General features: G+C 48.6%; 17 protein-coding genes and 1 rRNA gene. 12 read left to right on the top strand and 6 right to left on the bottom strand.

Features of this window, described 5'->3' with window-relative positions; genetic code table 11:
- Positions 1 to 19: 19 nt before the first annotated feature.
- The 3 genes from rrf (at position 20) to AC2215_RS26875 (ending at position 1,957) form a co-directional block, all read left to right on the top strand.
- Positions 20 to 137: ribosomal RNA gene (gene rrf / locus AC2215_RS26885) — 5S ribosomal RNA — on the top strand.
- Between the two features lie 72 nt (positions 138 to 209).
- Positions 210 to 869: an endonuclease III gene (gene nth, locus AC2215_RS26880; RefSeq protein WP_486813113.1), complete on the top strand. Its 660-nt coding sequence runs from the start codon at positions 210 to 212 to the stop codon at positions 867 to 869.
- Positions 870 to 1,357: 488 nt separating this feature from the next.
- Positions 1,358 to 1,957 carry a superoxide dismutase gene (locus AC2215_RS26875; protein ID WP_486813112.1) on the top strand — a complete coding sequence of 200 codons (600 nt, stop codon included), beginning with the start codon at positions 1,358 to 1,360 and terminating at the stop codon, positions 1,955 to 1,957.
- 114 nt (positions 1,958 to 2,071) lie between these two features.
- Here the strand turns inward: AC2215_RS26875 and AC2215_RS26870 are convergent, their stop codons facing one another.
- Complete coding sequence (locus AC2215_RS26870; protein WP_486813111.1) at positions 2,072 to 2,389, bottom strand: DUF3067 family protein; 318 nt, start codon at positions 2,387 to 2,389, stop codon at positions 2,072 to 2,074.
- Positions 2,390 to 2,680: 291 nt separating this feature from the next.
- Between AC2215_RS26870 and petC the strand changes: the two genes are divergently transcribed.
- The gene (gene petC / locus AC2215_RS26865; RefSeq protein ID WP_486813110.1) at positions 2,681 to 3,220 is read left to right on the top strand and encodes a cytochrome b6-f complex iron-sulfur subunit; all 540 of its coding nucleotides are present in this window, start codon (positions 2,681 to 2,683) and stop codon (positions 3,218 to 3,220) included.
- A 62-nt stretch (positions 3,221 to 3,282) separates the two neighbouring features.
- The gene (petA, locus tag AC2215_RS26860) at positions 3,283 to 4,272 is read left to right on the top strand and encodes a cytochrome f (protein WP_486813109.1); all 990 of its coding nucleotides are present in this window, start codon (positions 3,283 to 3,285) and stop codon (positions 4,270 to 4,272) included.
- A gap of 100 nt (positions 4,273 to 4,372) precedes the next feature.
- On the opposite strand, the gene AC2215_RS26855 is transcribed toward petA, so the two are convergent.
- On the bottom strand, positions 4,373 to 5,425 hold the full coding sequence (locus AC2215_RS26855; RefSeq protein ID WP_486813108.1) for a cysteine hydrolase family protein: 1,053 nt from the start codon (positions 5,423 to 5,425) through the stop codon (positions 4,373 to 4,375).
- Positions 5,426 to 5,620: 195 nt separating this feature from the next.
- Between AC2215_RS26855 and AC2215_RS26850 the strand changes: the two genes are divergently transcribed.
- Entirely contained in the window at positions 5,621 to 5,983 is a 363-nt protein-coding gene (locus tag AC2215_RS26850) for a DUF4864 domain-containing protein (RefSeq protein ID WP_486813107.1), read from the top strand.
- Between the two features lie 22 nt (positions 5,984 to 6,005).
- On the opposite strand, the gene AC2215_RS26845 is transcribed toward AC2215_RS26850, so the two are convergent.
- Positions 6,006 to 6,974 (bottom strand): glycosyltransferase family 9 protein, encoded by a 969-nt coding sequence (locus tag AC2215_RS26845; protein ID WP_486813106.1) that lies wholly within the window; start codon positions 6,972 to 6,974, stop codon positions 6,006 to 6,008.
- 127 nt (positions 6,975 to 7,101) lie between these two features.
- Here AC2215_RS26845 and ispD point away from each other — a divergent pair, with 127 nt between their 5' ends.
- The 3 genes from ispD (at position 7,102) to AC2215_RS26830 (ending at position 9,272) form a co-directional block, all read left to right on the top strand.
- Positions 7,102 to 7,791 (top strand): 2-C-methyl-D-erythritol 4-phosphate cytidylyltransferase, encoded by a 690-nt coding sequence (gene ispD / locus AC2215_RS26840; protein ID WP_486813105.1) that lies wholly within the window; start codon positions 7,102 to 7,104, stop codon positions 7,789 to 7,791.
- 10 nt (positions 7,792 to 7,801) lie between these two features.
- The gene (locus tag AC2215_RS26835; protein ID WP_486813104.1) at positions 7,802 to 8,146 is read left to right on the top strand and encodes an element excision factor XisI family protein; all 345 of its coding nucleotides are present in this window, start codon (positions 7,802 to 7,804) and stop codon (positions 8,144 to 8,146) included.
- Between the two features lie 100 nt (positions 8,147 to 8,246).
- Positions 8,247 to 9,272, top strand: a complete 1,026-nt coding sequence (locus AC2215_RS26830) for an ABC transporter ATP-binding protein (protein WP_486813103.1) — start codon at positions 8,247 to 8,249, stop codon at positions 9,270 to 9,272.
- A gap of 106 nt (positions 9,273 to 9,378) precedes the next feature.
- Here AC2215_RS26830 and AC2215_RS26825 read toward each other — a convergent pair whose 3' ends face one another.
- The 3 genes from AC2215_RS26825 to AC2215_RS26815 all read right to left on the bottom strand — a co-directional run bounded on the left by AC2215_RS26825 (position 9,379) and on the right by AC2215_RS26815 (position 16,863).
- A complete protein-coding gene (locus AC2215_RS26825; RefSeq protein ID WP_486813102.1) occupies positions 9,379 to 13,881 on the bottom strand; it encodes an Ig-like domain-containing protein in 4,503 nt (1,500 codons plus the stop codon).
- A 542-nt stretch (positions 13,882 to 14,423) separates the two neighbouring features.
- Entirely contained in the window at positions 14,424 to 15,284 is an 861-nt protein-coding gene (locus AC2215_RS26820) for a sulfotransferase family protein (protein WP_486813101.1), read from the bottom strand.
- A gap of 274 nt (positions 15,285 to 15,558) precedes the next feature.
- Positions 15,559 to 16,863: a hypothetical protein gene (locus AC2215_RS26815; protein WP_486813100.1), complete on the bottom strand. Its 1,305-nt coding sequence runs from the start codon at positions 16,861 to 16,863 to the stop codon at positions 15,559 to 15,561.
- Between the two features lie 634 nt (positions 16,864 to 17,497).
- On the opposite strand from AC2215_RS26815, the gene AC2215_RS26810 reads away from it, so the two are divergent.
- The 3 genes from AC2215_RS26810 to AC2215_RS26800 all read left to right on the top strand — a co-directional run bounded on the left by AC2215_RS26810 (position 17,498) and on the right by AC2215_RS26800 (position 22,225).
- Positions 17,498 to 18,988: a lipopolysaccharide biosynthesis protein gene (locus AC2215_RS26810; protein ID WP_486813099.1), complete on the top strand. Its 1,491-nt coding sequence runs from the start codon at positions 17,498 to 17,500 to the stop codon at positions 18,986 to 18,988.
- Positions 18,989 to 19,002: 14 nt separating this feature from the next.
- On the top strand, positions 19,003 to 19,866 hold the full coding sequence (locus AC2215_RS26805) for a sulfotransferase family protein (RefSeq protein ID WP_486813098.1): 864 nt from the start codon (positions 19,003 to 19,005) through the stop codon (positions 19,864 to 19,866).
- A gap of 835 nt (positions 19,867 to 20,701) precedes the next feature.
- A complete protein-coding gene (locus tag AC2215_RS26800) occupies positions 20,702 to 22,225 on the top strand; it encodes an MBOAT family O-acyltransferase (RefSeq protein WP_486813097.1) in 1,524 nt (507 codons plus the stop codon).

Raw genomic sequence — 22,225 nt, 5'->3', positions numbered from 1 at the left:
TTTCAAACCCCAAAGCATTCCTGGTGCTTGTGGCGAGACGGAACCACACCGACCCCATCCCGAACTCGGAGGTGAAACGTTTCAGCGGCGAAGATACTTGGAGGGTAGCCTCCTGGGAAAATAGCTCAGTGCCAGGTTTAAAATTTATCAAAAGGCTTCTTTCTTATGAAAGGAGCCTTTTGTGTCTTGGTTCGCGATGAGCTAGCAATATGCGCAAGAAAGTGTCGAAACGACAGAAAGCGGTTGAGATATTAACTCGCCTCAAACGATTGTATCCCGATGCAACTTGTAGTTTGAACTACGACACTCCCGTACAGCTATTGGTGGCTACGATTCTTTCGGCGCAATGCACCGACGAGCGAGTTAATACAGTAACGCCGGCATTGTTCGATCGATTTCCCGATGCACTTGCGTTTGCTGGGGGAGATCTCTCGGAAATTGAAACGTTGGTGAGATCGACGGGATTCTATCGAAATAAGGCTAAAAATATCCAAGGTGCTTGTCGGGCAATCGTCGAAAAGTTTGGGGAAGAGGTTCCCAAGCAGATGGAACAGTTGCTAGAGTTGCCCGGAGTCGCTCGTAAGACGGCTAATGTGGTGTTGGCTCATGCTTATGGAATTAACGCTGGCGTTACCGTCGATACCCACGTCAAACGCTTGAGCAATCGGTTGGGATTGACCTCGCAAACTGACCCGGTAAAAGTCGAGCGGGATTTGATGCCTCTGTTACCTCAAGAGGATTGGGAAAACTGGTCGATTCGGTTGATTTATCACGGTCGTGCGGTGTGTTCGGCCCGCAAACCGGCATGCGATCGATGTCTGCTCGCGGACTTATGTCCGAGTGTCGATCTCGCGGCTTCTGAGCTATAGCAATCGCCACTGTGGTTAGGTCATAAGTGAGTGTAGGCGATTGAGGCTTCAGGGGCTTCGGGGGCAGCGGTCGGACATAAGTCCGCGCGCGCATACGCAAGGGAACGCCGACCGTTGGGGGGAAAGACTAAGGTTTATAGCGCTTCGCGCTGGTTTATTTACACTCTTGAAAAAATCGTTTTTTTCCATTCCCCATTCCCCGTTGTCCATGACGGAAAATCTGTAATGATACCAGCGCGGACTGTGATCGTTACACAATTTTCCGGTTCTGTCCTAACCGCCCTGACGGTTGCTATAAAAGCAAAGATCGAGGGATAGCATCCCAATCTCGACTGAAACCCAATGGGGAAAATGACTTGAAAAGCTTCATCCCAGGCAGTTTGGGCTATTCAAGGGCGATCGGATCGCGTTAGAATGATTCTTGTTTAACACTGGAGCAAGCGTCCCTTCTGGCGCGAGTTCAACTAGAGGAGATTTAGGAACACACTATGGCATACGAATTGCCCGCTCTACCCTACGACTATACAGCCCTCGAACCCTGTATATCGAAGAGTACCCTCGAGTTTCACCACGATAAGCATCATGCCGCTTACGTTAAAAAGTACAATGATGCGGTGAGCGGAACTCCCCTCGATAGCAAGTCTCTTGAAGATGTAATTAAGGAAATCGCTGGCGATTCGGAAAAAAGCGGTCTGTTTAACAATGCCGCTCAAGCCTGGAACCACAGCTTTTACTGGAAGTGCATGAAGCCAGGTGGCGGTGGAACTCCTACGGGAGACTTGGCTGCCAAAATCGATGCGGATTTCGGCAGTTTCGATAAATTCGTTGAAGCCTTTAAGAGTGCGGGTGCTACCCAATTCGGTAGTGGTTGGGCTTGGCTGGTGCTTGATGGCGGTACTCTGAAAGTTACCAAGACCTTAAATGCGGAGAATCCACTGACCTGCGGACAAACACCCTTATTGACGATGGATGTCTGGGAACACGCTTACTACCTCGACTATCAAAACCGTCGTCCCGATTATATCGGTGACTTCTTGGGTAAGCTGGTGAATTGGGATTTTGTGGCTGAGAATTTAGCCGCTGCATAATATAAACATCTCATGCAAATGGAGACAGGTCGATCGTTGAGTTACGCTCCCTGTCTCCACTAGCAACTAAGTTAATTCTGGGTTATCATCCGCAGCTGGGATACCAATGGTTTCTCAAAAATCTTCTAACAACCACTCCGAAGCTCGTTCTCCCAAATCGAGGGGAATACTGACTGCTTTCCCCAAGCGAGGGCGTTCTCGAGTTTGTTCGATGTAGCTGCGAACGCGATCGATGGCACTCCAACCGTTAAGATAGCTGGCGACGCGATCGAAATGGGAAAAGTATTCAGCTTCGGATAGGGGAAAAGAGGCTTGCTCTAAATATTTCCACATCACGAGCACAAAAATCTTTCCCTTTGTACGCCGCAATTGAACGTCATAAGAACGACCCCATTTACTAAAGATTAACTGGTGTAATTCTTGTCCGGTCATGGAAGTTTGATGGAGTGAAGGGGAACAGCAAGGTTAGCGGAGAACGGTAAGGCTGAGGACATAGAAACCTGAGAGATTTCGATCGCATTTTTTAAGCTTCGCTAGAAATCTGTTAGAGCCTCTCGCGAGAAATAATGAAGCGAGTCCTGCAATCAGAGGGTGTTTACATTTTTTTATATTTTAATGCAGTCAGCGACCTTTACAATAAGTTATGTAAAGGTACTCATTTTCGATACCATTTGTAAAGTTCTACAAATTAAATTCATACAACACATAGCACGAACGTAACCCATGACTCAACTCTCAGGATCGTCAGATGTCCCTAGCATGGGGCGACGCCAATTCATGAATTTGCTCACCTTTGGCACGGCTTCTGTCACGGCAGCTGCTGCTCTATACCCTGTCGTTAAATATTTTCTACCCCCTGCCAGCGGTGGAAAAGGGGGTGGATTAACGGCGAAGGATGCCCTTGGTAACGATGTGAGCGCCAGTGAATTTACCGCCACCTATAAGCCCACAGAGCGCTCTCTCGCTCAGGGTTTCAAAGGCGATCCGACCTATATTATCGTAGATGGCGACGGCTCGATCGCTAGCTACGGACTGAATGCGGTTTGCACCCACCTCGGCTGTGTTGTTCCTTGGAACGCCGGGGAAAATAAGTTTATGTGTCCTTGCCACGGTTCTCAATATAATAACGAGGGCAAAGTGGTTCGAGGCCCCGCACCGCGCTCGCTGGCTTTAGTTCACGCGAATGTCGAAGATGATAAAGTCGTCTTTACCCCTTGGACGGAAACTGACTTCCGCACCGGTGAAGACCCGTGGTGGTCATAACACAGATATTAGGAGAACCCCATTCCCAAAGCTCCGTTTGATGAGAACATTATCCCCTACAGATGAAAAAACTTTTTCGATTTGAAACGCTCCGCCGCCTGACAGCAGCTATTGTGAGAGGCTGCTTTGTTACCGCTACTGCGATCGCCTTCTTCCTTGCCGGTGACTTGGCCCTACCTCAGTCCGCCGCCGCTTACCCGTTCTGGGCGCAACAAACGGCTCCCGAAACACCCCGCGAAGCCACCGGACGCATCGTCTGCGCGAACTGCCACCTGGGGGCAAAACCCACGGAAGTCGAAGTGCCTCAAGCGGTACTGCCGGATACGGTATTTAAAGCTGTTGTCAAAGTTCCCTACGATACGGACGTTCAGCAAATTCTTGGAGATGGCAGCAAAGGTGGCTTGAACGTTGGAGCCGTGTTGATGTTGCCCGAAGGCTTCAAGATTGCCCCCGAAGATAGAATTCCCGAAGAGATTAAAGAAGAAACCGAGGGAATGTACTATCAGCAATACCGCGAAGACCAAGATAACGTGATTATCGTCGGTCCTTTGCCCGGAGACCAATATCAAGAACTCGTATTTCCCGTTTTGTCCCCCGACCCGGCAACGGATAAAACCGCCCACTTCGGTAAGTATGCCGTTCACGTTGGCGGCAACCGGGGTCGCGGTCAAGTGTATCCGACCGGTCAGGCAAGCAATAACGTTGTGTATAAAGCTTCTGCTGCCGGAAGTATTGCCGATATTCAAGAGTTAGAATACGGTGGCTATGACGTGACCGTGCAAACGGTCGATGGTTCTGAAGTCCTTGAGTCCATCGGTGCTGGAAGCACGCTCGTCGTTTCCGTGGGAGATACTGTAGAAGCCGGTCAGGCTCTGACCACCAATCCAAACGTGGGCGGATTCGGTCAAGCCGATGGTGAAATCGTTCTGCAAAGTTCGGCTCGAATCACCGGACTGCTCGGATTCTTCGTCCTGGTGATTTTAACTCAAATTTTCCTGGTTCTGAAGAAGAAGCAGGTGGAGAAAGTTCAAGCCGCCGAAATGAATTTCTAAGAGGTCAGTTGGGAATCGGGAGTCGATCGAACTTCTGGTTTCTAGCTTCCCGCGCGATCGAATATGAAGGATGTTTCTGAACGCTCAAGAAGCATCCTTTTTAATTTATCCCGATCGAGCTTCCGTCATCCATCATCCACCCATCGGTCGATCGCACCACGTGCATCCCCGCAGCTGCAAATCGATCGAAGGCTTCCTTGGCTGCCTCAGTATAGTCCACGACCCCCGGAACCACCACTGGGGAAGTGCAATCTTCGAGCAAATAGACCTTTTGCGCCAAACTCGGATCTGTAGCTTGGATCTCATCGAGTAGATCGGCGATCGTCCAGGCAACGCAATGGCTTTTGGCTTGTCCGGCGATAACGATTCGATCGAACTTCAATAAATCTTGCATCAATCGTCGATTCTGTTCGGCGATTTGCTTTCCGGTGGCATCGATCGAAACTTCCGGACGCAACACCGAATAATTTTCCGTGAGGGGATTCCCCCCCTTCAGTTCAAACCGAGTTTGGTCGTTCCGGGCAAGATTGTGGAAAAAGCACGCTTCCTCAAAAGCAGACACCAGTGCGTGCCCGATGCCCCCCAACATGGAATGATAAGGCCAAATGGTCAGGGGATATTTGCCATCTTGGGTGAGTTGGCAAACGTAGTGGCGAGCGTAGGCTTGTAACTTTTCCCCGTCGCCGTCAAATAAGTATGCCGCAATCGCCCGATTGGGTTGCCACGTCCGATTATCCACCGCTTCGAGGGAAATCTGCGTCATCGGCGGTGCGGTTCGGCCATCGGCATCGCACCAAAACACCGGATGAAAAATTTGGGTAGCGGTATGGGTATCCATCGTCGGCACAATTTGAGTAATGGCGCCCAAATTCCGATAAATAAACTCGCACAATCGGATATTATCCTCGATCGCCCCCCGTCCGCTGCGTCCCCCTACAAATAGCTCGTATTCCGGAATACAGAAGGTATTCTGCACGTCGATAGCGAGCAAACAGGTGCGGATGCGATCGCCCATAGCCGGAGAAATCCCGTGTTGCTGCGCCCAGTCTCGAGCTTCCGTTGCCCGTTGTTGGTACGGCACGCGCCACACCTCACCCACAGTGTCGCGATCGAAATGAGGGGGAATCGGTAAGGTTCGATCGGTATTAGTCATTTCATTTTTGCCAAGGGGGAAATTTTGAGCTTTCACGGGTCTAGAATTTTTGCATGTTTAATTTAATACGCGCCCTTTCTCCCCCGGCTCTCCTTTCTCCCCCTGCCTCCCCTGTTCTCTTTGTTGTGGGAACGACTGAGAAAAACGAGCATCATTTTTATAATGAACCCATTCTAATCTGTCAATATTCGACTCATGGATCTCTCTTTGGCCGATCGCCGTGCAATTCGCGAAACCGTCGAACGGCAACTGCAAGCTTTTCAAAACGACGATGCCGCGACTGCTTTTTCCTTTGCCAGCCCCAAGATTCAGGAGCAGTTCGGCACGCCGGAAAACTTCATGGAAATGGTTGTGACCGCATACGAACCCGTTTACCGCCCTCGATCTGTCGTTTTTGAAGACCCGAGCATCATTCGCAGCACTCCCGCGCAACCCGTCTTTCTATTGAGCGGTGACGGTATACCCGTCACCGCCCTTTACCTAATGGAACGGCAATCCGACGGCAGTTGGCGAATTAACGGCTGCTTTCTGATTCCCGTCAACAGTACCACGAGCTAGATAGACGACCCGCTAGGGGGAACTAGCCAAAAATGGGTTTGAGCACCATGTCTGGCGCAATATCAGTGATTTTGCCCGTCGGGGATTTGATGGGGGTAAATTTGTCAGCGGCTGGCAGTCGTTTTGCCGGATCGCTGGCACCAAAGAGGGCAATGGTATAGGTTTGAACCCCCACCGCTAACTGCATGGCGGCACCATCGGGACACAGCAGCACATCTGCCCCGGCGATCGCGGCCGCCATTTTTCCGGTATCTTCGGGGATTAAGATTTTCAAACCGGGGGTGGAGGCGGATAGCTCCCGCACGAGCGCCAAATTTTCAGGGGTTGTCAGTAGGGCGACGGGTACGTCCGGCTGTCGTTCTTGTAGGGTTTGAACGATCGCCTGCCAATGTTTGACCGGGTACGCTTCCGTTGAGTTATTCGAGATCGAAGGAGCTGGACCCAAATCAATTAAAACGTAGCCGCTCGCATCCATTCCCAGCCGTTTTTTCTCGGCTTCCGCCCAATCCAAATCTTCCTTGAGCAACGTCACGTCAATTTTTGGACAAGGAGCACTAATGTCAAGCCCTTGCAACAAATCGTCGTAAACTTCCGGGGCGTACTGTTCTGACTTCAGAGGAATGCGATGGGTGAGGAACATCTGAGCGCCACCGCCACTGTAGCCGATGCGAGTGGGAATTCCCGACATCCACAGCAGAAAGCCCACGTACCAACTGTTATCGCCCGACAGAACCGCATCGTATTCTCCATCGCGAACGATTCCCAGCCAATTTCCCCAGTCCGCCATTCCGTTGCGATCTTTAAAGTCAAACGGATAGGTTTTGAGGGATTTATCGTGAGAGAATTTACAAACGCGATAAGCATCTCGAGCGCCCGAGGCTGCCATGACATCGATCTGGGCATCCGGATACGCGAGTTTGAGCGTTTCTAAGGTCGGGAAGAACAGAAGCTGCTCGTCAATTCCACCGGGAACGAGGGCTAGTACGTGCATTACGATCGACTCTACTTTAGTTTCCTATGAGGTGGTCGCTCAATCGCCGTACCGGGTCAACGGTCGTTCGATTATCGGCAACGTTTTTATACTATATACCCAGTTCAGGTTAAGACTCGCGCTATTCATGTATTTTTTAATTCCTGCCGCAGGTATGGGCCGCCGGATGGGGGCCTCTCGCAATAAACTCCTTTTGGAATTATCCGGCAAACCCCTGATTTACTGGACGTTACAGGCAGCAGAAGCCTCCCAACGGATTCAATGGATCGGTCTAATTTGCCAGCTAGAGGATTTAGCTGATTTGAAAGAAATTGTCGCCAGTTTGTCCCTCACCAAACCCGTGGAATTCATCCAGGGAGGAGATACGCGCCAGGAGTCGGTCTACAATGGCTTGCAAGGACTGCCTCCCGAAGCGCAACAGGTCTTGATTCACGATGGGGCGCGCTGTTTGGCAACCCCGCAACTGTTCGATCGCTGCGCCGAAGTCATTTCTACCTGTCCCGGCTTAATTGCCGCAGTGCCCGTCAAAGACACGATTAAAGTCGTCGGTGGTGATGGCATCATCCAAGATACCCCCGATCGCGCCAAGTTGTGGGCGGCCCAGACTCCTCAAGGCTTCGATGTCAAGTTACTCAAGGAATGTCACGATCGCGGCAGACAAGCGGGATGGGAAGTTACCGACGATGCGGCACTGTTTGAAAAATGCAACCTCCCCGTCAAAATTGTGGAGGGGGAAGAGACGAATCTGAAAGTTACCACCCCGTCGGATCTCGCGATCGCCGAAATTATCGTGGGGCAAAGAAACAGCGATCGCTAACTGTAGCAAGATGGATAAATTAACCGAGTATCCCCAACTCATCAAGCAAATTTTGACCGAGTATATCGAACTGTGCAATCGCAATCCCAAGTCAGAGATGGAGACATTTTTGCTCGTCGATGAGTCCAAAGCGCACTATATGTGGATGAATCTGGGGTTGCAAAAGGGCGTTCGCGTCGCTGGGATGACGGTCTACGTTCGGATTCGCGAGGGTAAATTTTGGATAGAAGAAGATTGGACGGAAGACGGTATTACAACGGATTTAGTTCGTGCGGGGGTGCCCAAAGAAGAGATCGTGCTAGCCTTCCACGAACCGAAAATGCGACCGTACGCGGATTTTGCCGTGATGTCTTGACGCTCCATCGATCGAAAATTTACTCAGCACCGCGTCTGCGAACGGTTCTACAATAACGAAGAGATATAAAAATCCTTTTCACTTAAACTTCGATCGCCCTATGGCTCCTGCCGTCTTCATCGAAAACCTGCAAAAGCGCTACGGTTCCGTGGTTGCCGTTAAAAACGTCTCCTTCCAAATCGAACCCGGAGAAATTTTTGGCTTACTCGGCCCCAACGGCGCGGGGAAAACTACCACCATTCGCTGCCTGTGTACCCTGAGCAATCCTGATGGGGGACGCTTAGAGGTCTCGGGAATCTCCGTGGTCGATAATCCTCGGGCGGTGCGGCGACGGCTGGGGTACGTGGCGCAGGAAGTGGCGCTGGATAAAGTGCTCACGGGGCGGGAACTTCTCCAGCTTCAGGGGGCATTGTACCACCTGCCCAAAGCGGCGATCGGCGATCGGATCGAGAAAATGCTCGACCTGCTGGATTTGGGAGAATACGCCGATCGCAAAACGGGAACCTATTCTGGCGGATTGCGGAAGCGATTGGACTTAGCCGCCGGGTTGCTGCACCAACCGGACGTGTTGGTACTCGACGAACCCACCGTGGGATTGGATATTGAAAGTCGGATCGCCGTGTGGGATTTTCTGCGCCAACTGCGAGAAGAGGGGACGACGGTACTGATTACCAGCCATTATCTCGAAGAAATCGATGCCCTGGCCGATCGGGTGGGGATTATCGACAACGGCAACACCATCGATGTGGGAACGCCGTCCCAGTTAAAGGATAAGGTGGGGGGCGATCGCATCACCTTGCGGATTAGGGAGTTTTCCCCAGAAGAGGAAGCGGCGAAAGCCAAAGACTTGTTGTTGAACCTGCCATTTGTCAAAGAGGCGATCGTCAATCCGGCCCAAGGCAACTCCCTGAATTTGGTGGTGACGGCGGAAAATAATACTCTCCTCACCATTCAAGAGAAGTTGCGGGATGCGGATTTGCCCACCTTCAGCATCGCCCAATCTCGCCCCAGCCTCGATGACGTATACCTCGCCGCCACCGGGAAAACCCTAATGGATGCGGAACTCGCAGCGGCCGGGACGCGGGATTTGAAGAAAGAGAAGAAACAGCAGATGTCGGCGAAGTGATTCGGGTAAGGGGCAAAATTGTTGTAGGGGCGAACGGCCGTATAGCCCTTCAGGCATGGCTGCGCTAACGCCCCTACCCGATTAATCGCCGATTCCACCAGACGATTTACAGCCTTGACGAATGGAAGGGATATGCACCGTATCCAGAGATATCCCCATCTTCCAACGCCACGCTCAAATTCGTCAGGGTTGCCAGGTGAACCGGTTGTGCGACCCCGTTGCCATCGGCATCGAACATTACCTGTTGCGTTCCGCCACTGAGAGGAGTCGCGTATATCGTCGCTTGGTCTGTTGATGCTGCGGTTACGTTGAATTCGATCGTCGGGTTGCCGAAGTTTTCCGAGCTAAACTGGATTTTATCTTTTTGGCCGGAACTGAAATCGGTAATCGTATCGCCTCCTTCGTTGGGATTGCCGTATGCGAAGATATCTAGATGGTTGCCACCGGTTAGAATATCCGCTCCCGCACCACCAGAGATGATATCCTCACCGTCGCCACCATCAATGGTTTGAGCTTCCGCTTTTCCGATAATGCGATCGCCCCATTGCGTTCCCCACAGTTCTCCCTCATCGTTGCGAGCCAATAAACTGCCACCCTCATGGGTTCCATAATTCCGATAATATCCCGGATCTCGATCGTACCCTGTGGTCAAATTCACGATATCAGGCTCGGCAAGGGCATCCGGTTCGTTAAAGCCACCCAGGGTTATCGTGCCATCGTTCGTCACAATTTCGAGATCGTCTCCAAAGCGAACATCGGTAATCGCCCCATGTCGTAGTTCGCGTCCGGAATCGAAAGGATTGAAGGGATGAAAGTTTCCATCCTCAACACGGATTAACAGCCTTTCAGCCGAAGGTAATTGTCGATAAGGATAACGATCGTACCGATCCGGTCGAAATACCTGGTTCAATCGAAATGCAGGAATTGTGGCGGTGGTATCGAGATCGCCAACGTACAGAACTTCAGAACGATCGATGTCAATCGAACCCCGAGTGTCATCAGGATTGAGACCCTCAAACCCATCGGACATAAAAAATGTAATGCCACCTGAAATCGAAACAGAACCATCAAGAGTCAGTTCTCCTGTTTCTTCGACGATCAGCCCTCCATCTAAGGTAAAACGCCTGGGCAATGTCACCCGATCTGTAAATGTAGCTGTTGTCTGTAGATAGGCTGGTAGCTGAGGATTTTCTCCCGTAAATTTCGTTCGTCCGACTTTCCAATCACCTGAATCACCATACGGATCGGCAATCAAGTCTCCACCAATTGTAATTTCTGCGTATGGTGCGATGACATCTCCTTGAGTCAGAATGACATTCCCATTAATCGTCGTATTACCTTCAAACACGACTCCAGACCAGTTATCGATTTCTACATTTTGGAAGTATGAGGGTTGGAACTCTGGGTCGAAGGATTCTTTAGATAAATCTGGAACAGTTTGGCGTGCAGAACCATTAAAGGATACGGTATGGGTTCCGGAAGCCCGAAAAACGTAGCCATTCAGACCATTCCTGTGATAATAATTGTAACGGTCACCAAAAGGCTCATCTTCCTGTAACTTGAGCGTTCCACCAGTAAATTGACTCTTGGCTGCATCTTGTAGGAAGAATTTACCTCCGATTGTCAATACATCATCGGGATGTGCCATCACCAAGCTGGCATTCTCACCCTGGGTTTTGAAATCACCCAGAACATAGACTTCGTTTCCACCTAAACTCAAAACAGCATCAGACCTGTAGTCATTGCGATCGCCTACCTCCAGATTTCCAATGAGCGATAGATCGCTTGCAAGGGTTGTCTGGTTGACAAATATGGCATTGGTGCTGAGTCGAGAACCCAAGATTGGATTAGCCGCTGTGACAATAGTTTCATCAACTTGCCAGGAACTCTCTAAGCCCCAAGGATACTCCCATGGCTGGAGTTCGGTATTTGCCAATTCTGTATTGTCTACCAAGTTTCCATTGATAAAGACCTTCTGTCCGCGAACGATGCCATTGGTTAGAGTCAGAGTCCCGTTGACCTGAATATTGTTTAAATTTACTTCAGAAGAACTATCGATTTCTAGATTCTGGAAGTATTGCTCTTCATTCCATCTGGGTTCTTCCCAATCAATTCTCTGGTACTCTGACCCTTTAAGAACAATAGTGTGTGTACCAGATGCCCGAATAGACTCGACCGAGGAGTTATTCCAGGTGGTATCCCCCCCAATATTAATCGTTCCAGCTATCAATTGGGATGGCGCGGAGTTCGACATACTAAAGTATCCCCCGATGTTTAGAACATCGCTGGGGTCATCCATAATCAAACCTTCAGAGTCTGCATAGACATCACCAGTAACTGTAACTTCATGACCATTGAGGTTTAAACCACCATATAAATTTCCCTCAATGGTGGTTGCTCCCGCAGCCTTGACAAAGGCATTAACATGCAAACTCGGTAGAGTTCCTTGAAGCGTTAGATCGTCTTCTCGATCGGAGTCCCATAACTCTGCTATTTCTATGCCACTATATTCCCCGTTACCCGTAATAGAACCTAGAGCATTTAAATGTCCGTGGACTTGTAGTTCAAAGTCCGCAACATCCAAGCTCGCTCCATCTTCTACCGTTAGATCTCGAACTGGTGAATACTCTGTTAAAACAGGCTGATAGACTGTCGAAGCGGGAATGATGACACTTTCATCAGAGTCAGGAACTCGTCCATGGGCCCAGTTGTTGGGATTTGACCAGTTCGTGGGATCTGTCCCATCGCCTCCAATCCAGATGGCATCTGTCGTTACGATTGTGACGGTTGCTTCATCTGATTCTCGACCATTATCAATTTCATACTCAAATGTGTCGGTACCGATAAAATCTGGGTTAGGGGTATAGGTAATGGAACTTCCAGCCAAATCGAACTCGTCGATGTAAAAATTCCAGGAACTCGACGGATTAATATCACCATACCTAAATGACTGAATATACCAGTCTATACGTGAGTTCTCTGAATAGATATCATTCCCGAATAAGTTCATCTCTACGGATGTAGTACCGTAGGGAATCAAAATGACATCATCTTGAGCTTCTATCTCGGGAATGTATACTTCAACAACGGCAGTGTCGGTTTCGATACCATCACTAATGGTATAAGTAAATATATCGATCCCCCGGAATCCTGGTTCGGGAATATAAGTTACTCCTCCCCACTCATCAGTTACAAGCGTCCCCCGAGTGGCAGGGTTTTTATCGAATGTCAGGGTTAAAGGACGATCGCTAGGGTTTATATCGTTATCGAGAATGTCATCATCGATCCTTTCAATCGGTCGATTGAGTTCTGTATCAAAGTAATCATCATTTGCCGTGAATACCGGTTCGGGTTCCACTTCAATCTCGATCGATCCAGTATCGCTATCCGTCCCATCGCTAACGGTATAGGTAACCCGATCGATTCCCGTAAAATCGGCATTCGGCGTATACGTCACCGTCGTGCCATCCGTCGTCACCGTTCCGTTGATGGCACTCTCCTCGTCCACCGTCACCGTCAGCGCATCCCCATCGGGATCGGTATCGTTATTGAGGACGGAAATCTCGATCGCCGTGTTGAATTCGGTGGTTGCGATATCGTCGATCGCAATAGGAGGTTGGTTTTCGGGAATCGGATCGGGTGGCGGATCTGCCGGTGGTGGCGTGTTGGGAACCGGATCGGAGGTATTGTTCGTCGGTGGGGTTTCCGGTTCGGAATTGGGGGTATTATTCGTAGGTGGAGTATCCGGTTCGGGATTTTCCGCAGGGGTTTCCGGCTCGGGTTCGGTATTGTCTATCGGAATATCCGGTGTATCGTCGTTCTCTTGCGGGGTTTCCGTTGCCGGTGGCTGCGGTGCGCCCGAGTCGGGAGTAGACTGAGTATTGGCAGACTGAAAATTCTGCGGTGTTAAAGTTGTGCTGCTAACTCCTTGCAATACGAGCAACGCTTTACCCGATCGCCCGTCGCGCACAACCGTCCCCCCAGCACCATCCGACTCGAAAACCAACTCGGCAAAAGTCGTCCCATCGGGAAGTCGAACCGCATCCTCGCTAGGCTGAAAATCGGTAATCGTATCGAGTGCGACCCGGCTGCTTTCTTCCAGGACAATGACATCGCGACCGTCCCCCCCGGTTATCGTATCGGCTCCAACATCGCCGTAAATTGTGTCGTCGCCCTTATCTCCTTCAATGTGGTCGTTGCCTTTGCCGCCATAAATGGCATCGTTTCCTTGACCGCCAAATAAAACGTCGTTGCCGGAATTGCCAAATAAAGAGTCGTCACCAACCCCGCCAAAAACCAGATCGCTGCCGCCACCACCGAGAACGACATCGTTACCATCGTTTCCCAAAATAACGTCGTGGCCTTGGTTTCCCAAGAGTCGATCGTCACCTTGGCCGCCTTCTAGGGTGTCGTTATTTTTGCCACCATAGAGAGTGTCTTTGCCAGCATTTCCGAAAAGGCGATCGTCATCATCATTACCCCAGATTAGATCGTCGCCACTTAAACCGATGACCGTATCGAGTCCGCGACGACCCACTAACGTATCGTTTTCATCACTACCAACAAGAAGGTTGTTAGTAATATCGCCTCGTAAATTTAAACCTGGCATAGTTTTCACCCAAATTCGATCTCTCAGAGAAAGTACTGGTGGAACATGATTAAATCATGCAATAGAGTTCGATGGAAAAAGCCGTTTCTCAAAAAGAGAAAATTCTTTTCTTTAGCTCTATGTAGAGAATTTAATGTCTGTCCAGCCAGTACACAGATAGTCAAGTCTGAATCTAGGGTACGAAGCGAAATAATGAATCGTCAGGTATCAGTTCAGAAAAATATATTAGCTTTTGATTTTTCAAAGAAATATAATTTTTTTAAAAAATCCAACATTCAAATATACTCGAGAAAATTTGAAATGATATAATCTATAAAAATCTCGCAATCAAAAAAATATAATCTGTACTTTTGTATTCTAGTGATTCTGCAAAATCGTTCATTTAGATCGATTTAAGTTAAAAATAAAATAATATATTCTGCGCATCAAAATCTTGCCGTTTAACAAAATACAACGGTAAACATCGCTCTGTTTTTATCAACAAATATAAAAATTACTTCATTGTCGCCTCCCTTAAAAAAATCAATAGTAATATATAGAGATTAAGAGCCATCGACAGATAGAGATAGTTGGCGCCAGTTTTTGAATGAGTTCCCACAAAAATGACTCAGTTTTTGAGAATCTTCTATTAGTACTTCGACTAAATATTCATAACTCGAACGACTCAAGCTAGGCTTTGAAATTTGCCGATCGACTAACTCCGGTTTAATCGTTGAAACCGCTTTAGCTAAAGCTCTACCCCCCGGTAACTTTGAGAGCTTCAACCTCAGCTCTGTGGGTTGCGTTTTGACAGAGGAATCGTGAGCGGTATGCTCAAATCTGGGGTCAGTAAAATTGGAATCGACATTGAGAAACTTGAAGATATTCTGCAATGTCTGAATTCGATCGTGATATAAATCCTCTTGAAGAACAATTAAAATATTTGACGCTGAATAATACTCTAAATAGCGTTCGAGTTGCATGAAATAGAGACTAGTTTTAAGATAGTTACCGCTACCACGATCCGCAAGCACCTCATCGATACTTCGCTTTTCCAAACCGCGAGCGACTCGATGGACGTAATGAGAGATAATTCGTTGAATGGGATCGCGAACCAAATAAATCAACTTGGCATCGGGAATGATACGATGCATTCGCCCGGGAACTCCCGGAAACAAATGACATTTGGTATAATTCGGAGAAGACTCGCCGCGAATCTCTGTCGGCTGTCTAAAGTTCGATCGATACCAATCAAGTCCTCTTTTCCCGTTTAAATCTTCAGTAAAAAAGTCAAGTTCTTTAAATTTTGACATTGAAATTTGCGGGTGCAGCGATAGATAGTCGTGCAGACTCGTCGTTCCGCACTTCATCGCACCGATAATTGCGAGATTGGGTAAGTAGGTTTTCGTTTGGAGCAATAACATTTCAATAATCTAGATACGTTTTCCGACAGAAGGGCGATCGAACTCAAACGCAATCCGCGATCGCCCACCAAAGTTGGATTAAACTTGTGGATTAAAGTGGGTGAAACTTGAATCTATTGTCATGAGGGTTCGCCTAATTCGAGGCGCACCATAAACCTTCAGTTAGGGTCAACAGCGATATCGCCTTTCGGCATGTTGCACGCTCGACTCCAACTCCTCCCCAGGATGAATTGGGCATCAACTGCGTTACTCCTGAGACCCAAAATCCAAGGTTTTAACTCAGTTCCAATGAAGATAAATCCGCAATATAAACTCGGCGCGTGCCATCGGGACAAGCATTAAATGCAATTCGTTGAAACTGGCGATCCCACGCCGGATGGGGGTCGACGCGCAACTGCCTTTTCGGGCCGTAATAGGGAGGGGTAGTCTGAATTCGGACTAAGGTTTGTTCTTCCCCCGTCTCCACGTTAACCCAGCGAATGGGCGTCGTGCCATCCCCAAAAGACACCGGTTCGTAGGGATAAGCATCGGTCAAAATACAGTTGCCGTTGGGGTGCAAAGTTGGGTGTCCCGAACCCGAAATCGTTTTGGCAATCGCCTGATATTGACTGCCGTCGTAGCGAACTTTGATAAACCGCAATCCCTGGCGGTACATATTCAAATTCATGATGATAGTTTCCCCATCAGGACACCAATTAGGGTGATGGCCGCCTTTCCCCCATTCCGAGTTGGGAATCGCCAGACGGATATCAGAACCATCCGCTTTCATCGTCACCAAATTCAGCTTCAGCTTTTGCTTTTTGCGCAAGCGCCGCAAGAGGGGAATGGGTTTGAGGAAATCGAACGAAAAAGCTTTGTGAGGCAGCCACCGCAAGACAAACATCAATCGATCGCCCTGGGGATTCCACTTCACGTGAAACCCATAGAAATCCCCTCGTTCGTACTCGGCTAAATCCAACTGCGGGGCGATCGCATCCACCACTTCCCGAATCGAAACCAATAGCTTACACTCGCCGGTTTCCGTATCGGTAATGTAAATACCATCGTCTGACGATATACCGCGATTGGTGGGAATATGGGAGGGAGGAACGATAACACCGTATCCGGCTTGGGTCGCCCCGATGCGCAACAAGCAGGGACTCGCCGCCTGCTTGCCATCCGGGGAAATCATATACACCGTCCCATCAAGGATTTGCCGATCGCCCGAAAGAGGATCGAGCTTCACCCCAAACGCGCGCCAGGTTGTGACGTCAACATCATTGTAGAAAAGTTGAGTATCATCCGTTCCCCACTGAACTTGGGCCCCGAGTTGGGTATCCCATCCTTGGGTTTCGGCAACGACGCGAGATTCCCCCGTCTCCAAATCCACCAGAATCACCTCAGCTTTGTCCCCCGGTTGAGGCAGGCGATCCTCGAACGGAAAGCGCGTTACAGCCAAATATCGTCCCGACGGACTAAAGGGAGACGTATCGAAGAAACGATGGATGACACCATTCAAATGGGGCGTGGCACACCAAACTCGAACGGTCGGATCGAATTGAGTATAGCTGGGAAAGTGCTGGGTGAGAGTCTGAGTCATCGGAAACCAGTTTAATTAAAAATAAAAGGATATCGATATGGCAATTGACATGACCATCGGTGGGCAAGCGATTCGCCCAGACGATGTTCGAGCGCTCTCAATTTTGAATGTAATGCCCCTAATCGATGCAACTTGCCCGCAATTTATCCCACAGATCGGGCGAAGAACTGAAGATGATGCCCCTAAACGCGCTGTCGCGGTATCTGCTGCCATATCTCTTGGGTCTTTACCTACCGTTATAGCATCGCCCGATCGATAGACTTGGGGGTCGATCGCAGCTATCACATTCTTTAAAAACGACAACGATCGCGATCGCACCCTCGAAACACCAACCGGCAATAATGGGAGTAGAGCAGCGACCTGCTTGGCAGACGAAACTTGACTAGCAACCCACAGCGCATTGATTTGCGGACATCCCCAATGGTGGGGGCGTTAACGATCCTTTGACACTTTCATCTCATCGTCTAGTCAAGTTCAAATCGTCTGCTCAGATGCCGATAACTGCACGATCGCCGCTCGATCGGGCACTTCCCATCTCAACCCTCGTCTCGATTACTAAATCCTGGGAAGAAGCTCGGTGTCTAACGATATCGGGGTGAGTGCCACAACTAATCTTATCTGCTCGGTATCGCCCATGAGTTTAAAACAAAAAGCTGTTAAAGGAGTCGTTTGGTCCATCATCCAGAAACTGGGCGGGCAAACGATTTCTTTAATTGTGTTCTTTCTCCTCGCTCGCTTACTCGATCCCAAAGACTTTGGTTTGGTCGCGATGGCAAGTGTCTACCTGGCGTTTCTACAGGTTTTCGTCGATCAAGGATTTGCCGAAGCCATCGTCCAGCGCAAAAATCTCGAACGCGAGCATCTCGATACGGCCTTTTGGATTAGCATCGGCAGCAGTGCGATCCTCATGGGTTTGACAATGGCTATTGCTGGACCGGTCGCCCACCAATTTAAAGCAGCCGGACAGACTTCGGAACTGACATTAGTTCTTCGCTGGCTGTCCGCGAGCTTCATGTTTTCTGCTCTCAACAGCGTTCAGCAAGCTCTATTCCGGCGCAACCTAGCCTTCAAATCTCTCGCAGTGCGATCGCTCTCGGCCACCATTGCGGGGGGAACCGTCGGCGTCACCATGGCACTTTCGGGCTTTGGCGTGTGGAGTTTAGTCGGCCAGCAACTCGTCAACGGTACGGTGGGCATCATCGTTCTCTGGAGAGCCAGCGATTGGCGACCGGGTGTTCGGGTTTCGCTCCCTCATTTCAAAGAACTCTTCGGTTTCAGTGCCAGTATTTTGGGCTTCAACATCCTCAACTTTTTCAATCGTCGAGCCGATGATTTTTTAATTGGATACTTCCTCGGACCCGTTGCATTAGGTTACTACACCATCGCCTATCGCATCTTGCTGATGGTGACCGACCTCATGCGCACCCTCTCCAAAGTCGCCCTGCCAGCCTTCGCCCAACTCCAGGACGAACCGGAACGATTGCGGCGCGCTTATTACAAAGCCATCCAGCTCACGAGCTTAATCGCAATCCCCACCTTCTGCGGATTAGCAGCACTCGCCCCGGAACTCCTACCGAGTCTGTTCGGAACTCAGTGGACTGAGAGTATCCCCATCATGCAGATTCTCGCCTTTATCGGCATCGTCCACGCCCTGAACAATATCAGCGTCAACACCATTAAGGCCATGGGCAAGCCGGACTGGATTTTGAAAGTCAACATTGTCAATGCCGTTCTCAACGTCACCGCCTTTGTCATCGTGGTGAAACATGGGGTTTGGGCTGTGGCTGCCGCCTACGTCATTCGCGGTTATCTCGTGCCGCTACCCACATTTATTTTGATGGCACGCAAGCTCATCCACACAAAAATTTCCACCTACGCGCGTCAGTGTCGGACACCGATTTTGGGTTCGATGGTAATGGTTGCCGCAATTTTCGGTATCCGGTCGGTACTCGCAGCTTGGCTAGATATGTACGGACTGCTCGTTGTCTGCGGCATTCTCGGTGCGGCGACTTACATCGGCGTCGTCTGGCTTGTCGACCCCCAGCTCGTGCCCCAACTGATGGGATTGGTGAAGTTGGCGACATCGAAGAAGAAAAAGAAACTCGACCCCCAAGGTTTATCGTGAGGAGGGAACACATCATGGCTGGCAATATTCAAGGTCGTATTTTTCTGGTGGGATGTCCTCGTTCGGGGACAACCCTTCTCCAAAGTTTGTTAGCGGCACACCCGCAGATTGCCTCGTTTCCTGAATCCCATTTCTTTACCAGCTTGGAACCCTCAAGAGCGTGGATGCGCCAACTGGGATTGGGTTTAGCCTCTGGCAAGCGGGCAAAGTCTCGGTTTTTGGAGTTTCTCAAAATTTTGAACCAAGAGCCGATGCTGTCTTACGTGCCAGCGTTTGCTCCCTTCGTGCGGCAATACACTTCTGCTTTCGTGAAAGTGTTGGATACCCTGACCCTCGAACAGGGCAAAAGTTGGTGGCTCGAGAAAACCCCCGGACATCTCCAGTGCATCGATCTGATCCAGAAGCAGGTTCCGGAGGCAAAATTTATTCACATCGTCCGCAATGGTACGGATGTCGTCGCGTCGATCTACGATGTGGCAAACCACCGTCACTCCGAGGGTTGGCTCGAACCGGGCAATCTCGATAAATGTATCGATCGCTGGATTGCATCGATGGAGATTACCCAGCAATATGTCGATCGTCCCAATCATACGATCGTGCGTTACGAAGCATTGGTGGAAAAACCTCGGGAGGTTTTGAGAGATTTGTGCGAGGAGATCGAGATTGAATTCGACGCCACGATGCTGAAGGGATATCGCGCAGCAGCCAAACAAGTCGTGCGTCAGGATGAAACCTGGAAAGCATCCGCCGAGCAACCCATCCGCAATGCCAACGGGAAAAAGTTTTATCAGGTGTTCGACGAAGCTCAGCGCGAACATATTTTAACGCAGTTATCAAAAGTCGATATCGATCGATTGTGCGTGGCGAAATCGAGTTAAATGAGATTTTGAGAGATTGGGAAGATGAAGGTTTTTTTCCCAATCCCTCGGTGGGAGTTCAAAGAGTTTAATTTTCAGTCATGGGGAATGGGGAATGGGGAACGGGGAATGGAAAATACCTATTTCTTCGATGTGTGTAAATAAACTGATGACGAAGCGCTATAACCTGCCTTATTCACAAGTGTTCTACCAACATCGCTTAACGCCTCGTCTGGCAACCACTCATATCAAGTTTATTTGAATACTTATAATTCACCGTGAAATGAGCAGGCAATCGCGGGGGAAGCAGGGGAAGCTGGGGGCGAGATTCAGCACAATCGTGCTGTTTTTAAGTGATTATCCGAACTTGATATCAGACAATGTACTCAAAAACACGTCTGTTTTTTGAAGTTCGCTCGAGATCGGCATTTTAGCGTTTGGCGAACGATCCAGGTTAACTGATAGCCGTTTTTACAAAAGTAGACCCAGGTGCTAACGGAATCGGCGCCGGGCAAATTCTTATGTATTTGCGATCGAGCGAGCGAATTCGTTCGGTCTCTATGACTATTAACGTCATGTACAACTTGTTTATCCAAAACCTGACCGCACGGGGGAATGGGGAATGGGGGATTTCTCGACTCGCTTGCCATATGGCTTTGCTTAAAGTTGCACACCGCGTTATTTAAATTTCGATAGATTGCACCGAAAAAATTTTTTTTGACAGGTAATTTAGTTTTAAATGATTAATATAAAAAATAATTTTTCCGTAATTTCACTCAGCGACTATCAACAACATCGATGATAAAAAAGAATTAGATGATTATAGTCTGATTTCAAAATTACAGGTTTTCTGACAATGCTATTTAACTCTCCTGAGTTTATCTTTTTATTTTTACCAGTAACACTCATTACTTTTTTTGCCCTTGGAAAACTCAAGTTTTACCGAGGTGCTATCGTTACCCTAACTTCTGCCTCTCTATTTTTCTATGGTTGGTGGAATCCTCCTTATTTAGGATTACTTCTTTTTTCCATCGGATTTAACTATTGTCTTGGATCGCTCCTCAGCAAAAGAGTTTCTCATCCCATATCTCGGAAACTTCTCTTGTGGAGTGGAGTTGGAGTCAATCTCCTTCTGATTGGCTATTTTAAGTACGCAAACTTTTTTTTAGATACAGTCAATCAGTTTTTTCAAACACAATGGAATCTGAATCAAGTTATTTTACCCCTAGCCATCTCATTTTTCACCTTTCAGCAAATTGCTTACTTAGTTGATGCCTATCGAGGAGAAACAAAAGAATATCATTTTCTCGACTACTGTCTTTTTGTGAGTTTTTTTCCACAACTGATTGCCGGTCCGATCGTGCATCATCAGGAAATTATGCCACAATTCCGGGAAAAAGAAACTTACCAAGTTAGTGCCCAGAATCTGGCGATTGGGTTAACGATTTTCACGTTAGGGTTGGCTAAAAAAATATTCCTCGCTGATACATTTGCAACCTATGCTACTCCAGTATTCACCGCAGCAGATGGAGGAGAATTATTAACCTTTTATGAAGCTTGGTGTGCGGCGATCGCCTACTCGCTTCAGCTCTACTTCGATTTTTCTGGCTATTCAGAAATGGCGATTGGTGTCGCTCGAATGTTTGGCATCAAGTTACCATTGAACTTTAATTCACCCTATAAATCGATTAGTATTACTCATTTTTGGCGACGTTGGCATATTACGTTATCAAATTTTTTGCGAGATTATATTTATATTGTTCTCGGTGGAAATCGCAAAGGAGAATTGAGAAAAAACATGAACTTAATGACCACAATGTTACTCGGTGGTCTCTGGCATGGAGCGGGCTGGACCTTTGTTTTTTGGGGAGGTTTACATGGATTCTATTTGATTGTCAATAATCAGTGGGTATCGCTACAAAAAAGATTCAATATAACCGTTAATAATAGTGCGATTGTCACTCAAGTTTTAGGTTGCTCGATTACATTTTTCTTCGTCGCGATCGGATGGGTTTTCTTTCGAGCTGAGAGTATGGCCGGTGCAATTTCAATCTTAAAAGCCATGTTTGGTAGCGATGGCTTCATTTTGAGCGCACCTCATATCCGTTCTGACAAGCTTATGCCGGCGATGCTTGCCGTTGGTTTGTGTATTGTTTGGTTTGCACCCAACGTACAGGAGTGGATCGGTAAATACCAAGCGGCAAGCGATGTACCCCAGCTCAAAGAAAAACAGAAAGCTCCCGTCACGCATCATTTATGGAAGAGGCTACAGTGGCAACCGAATTTATTCTGGAGTGCAGCGATCGGGATTACTATCTTTTTGGTTTCTAAAACCTTTTTAACCGCTCAGTCTAGTGAATTCCTTTATTTTAATTTCTGA

The organism is Zarconia sp. (assembly GCF_057467645.1).
Note: the sequence above shows the minus strand (reverse complement) of the source record. Positions and strands in the feature narration are given on the sequence as shown.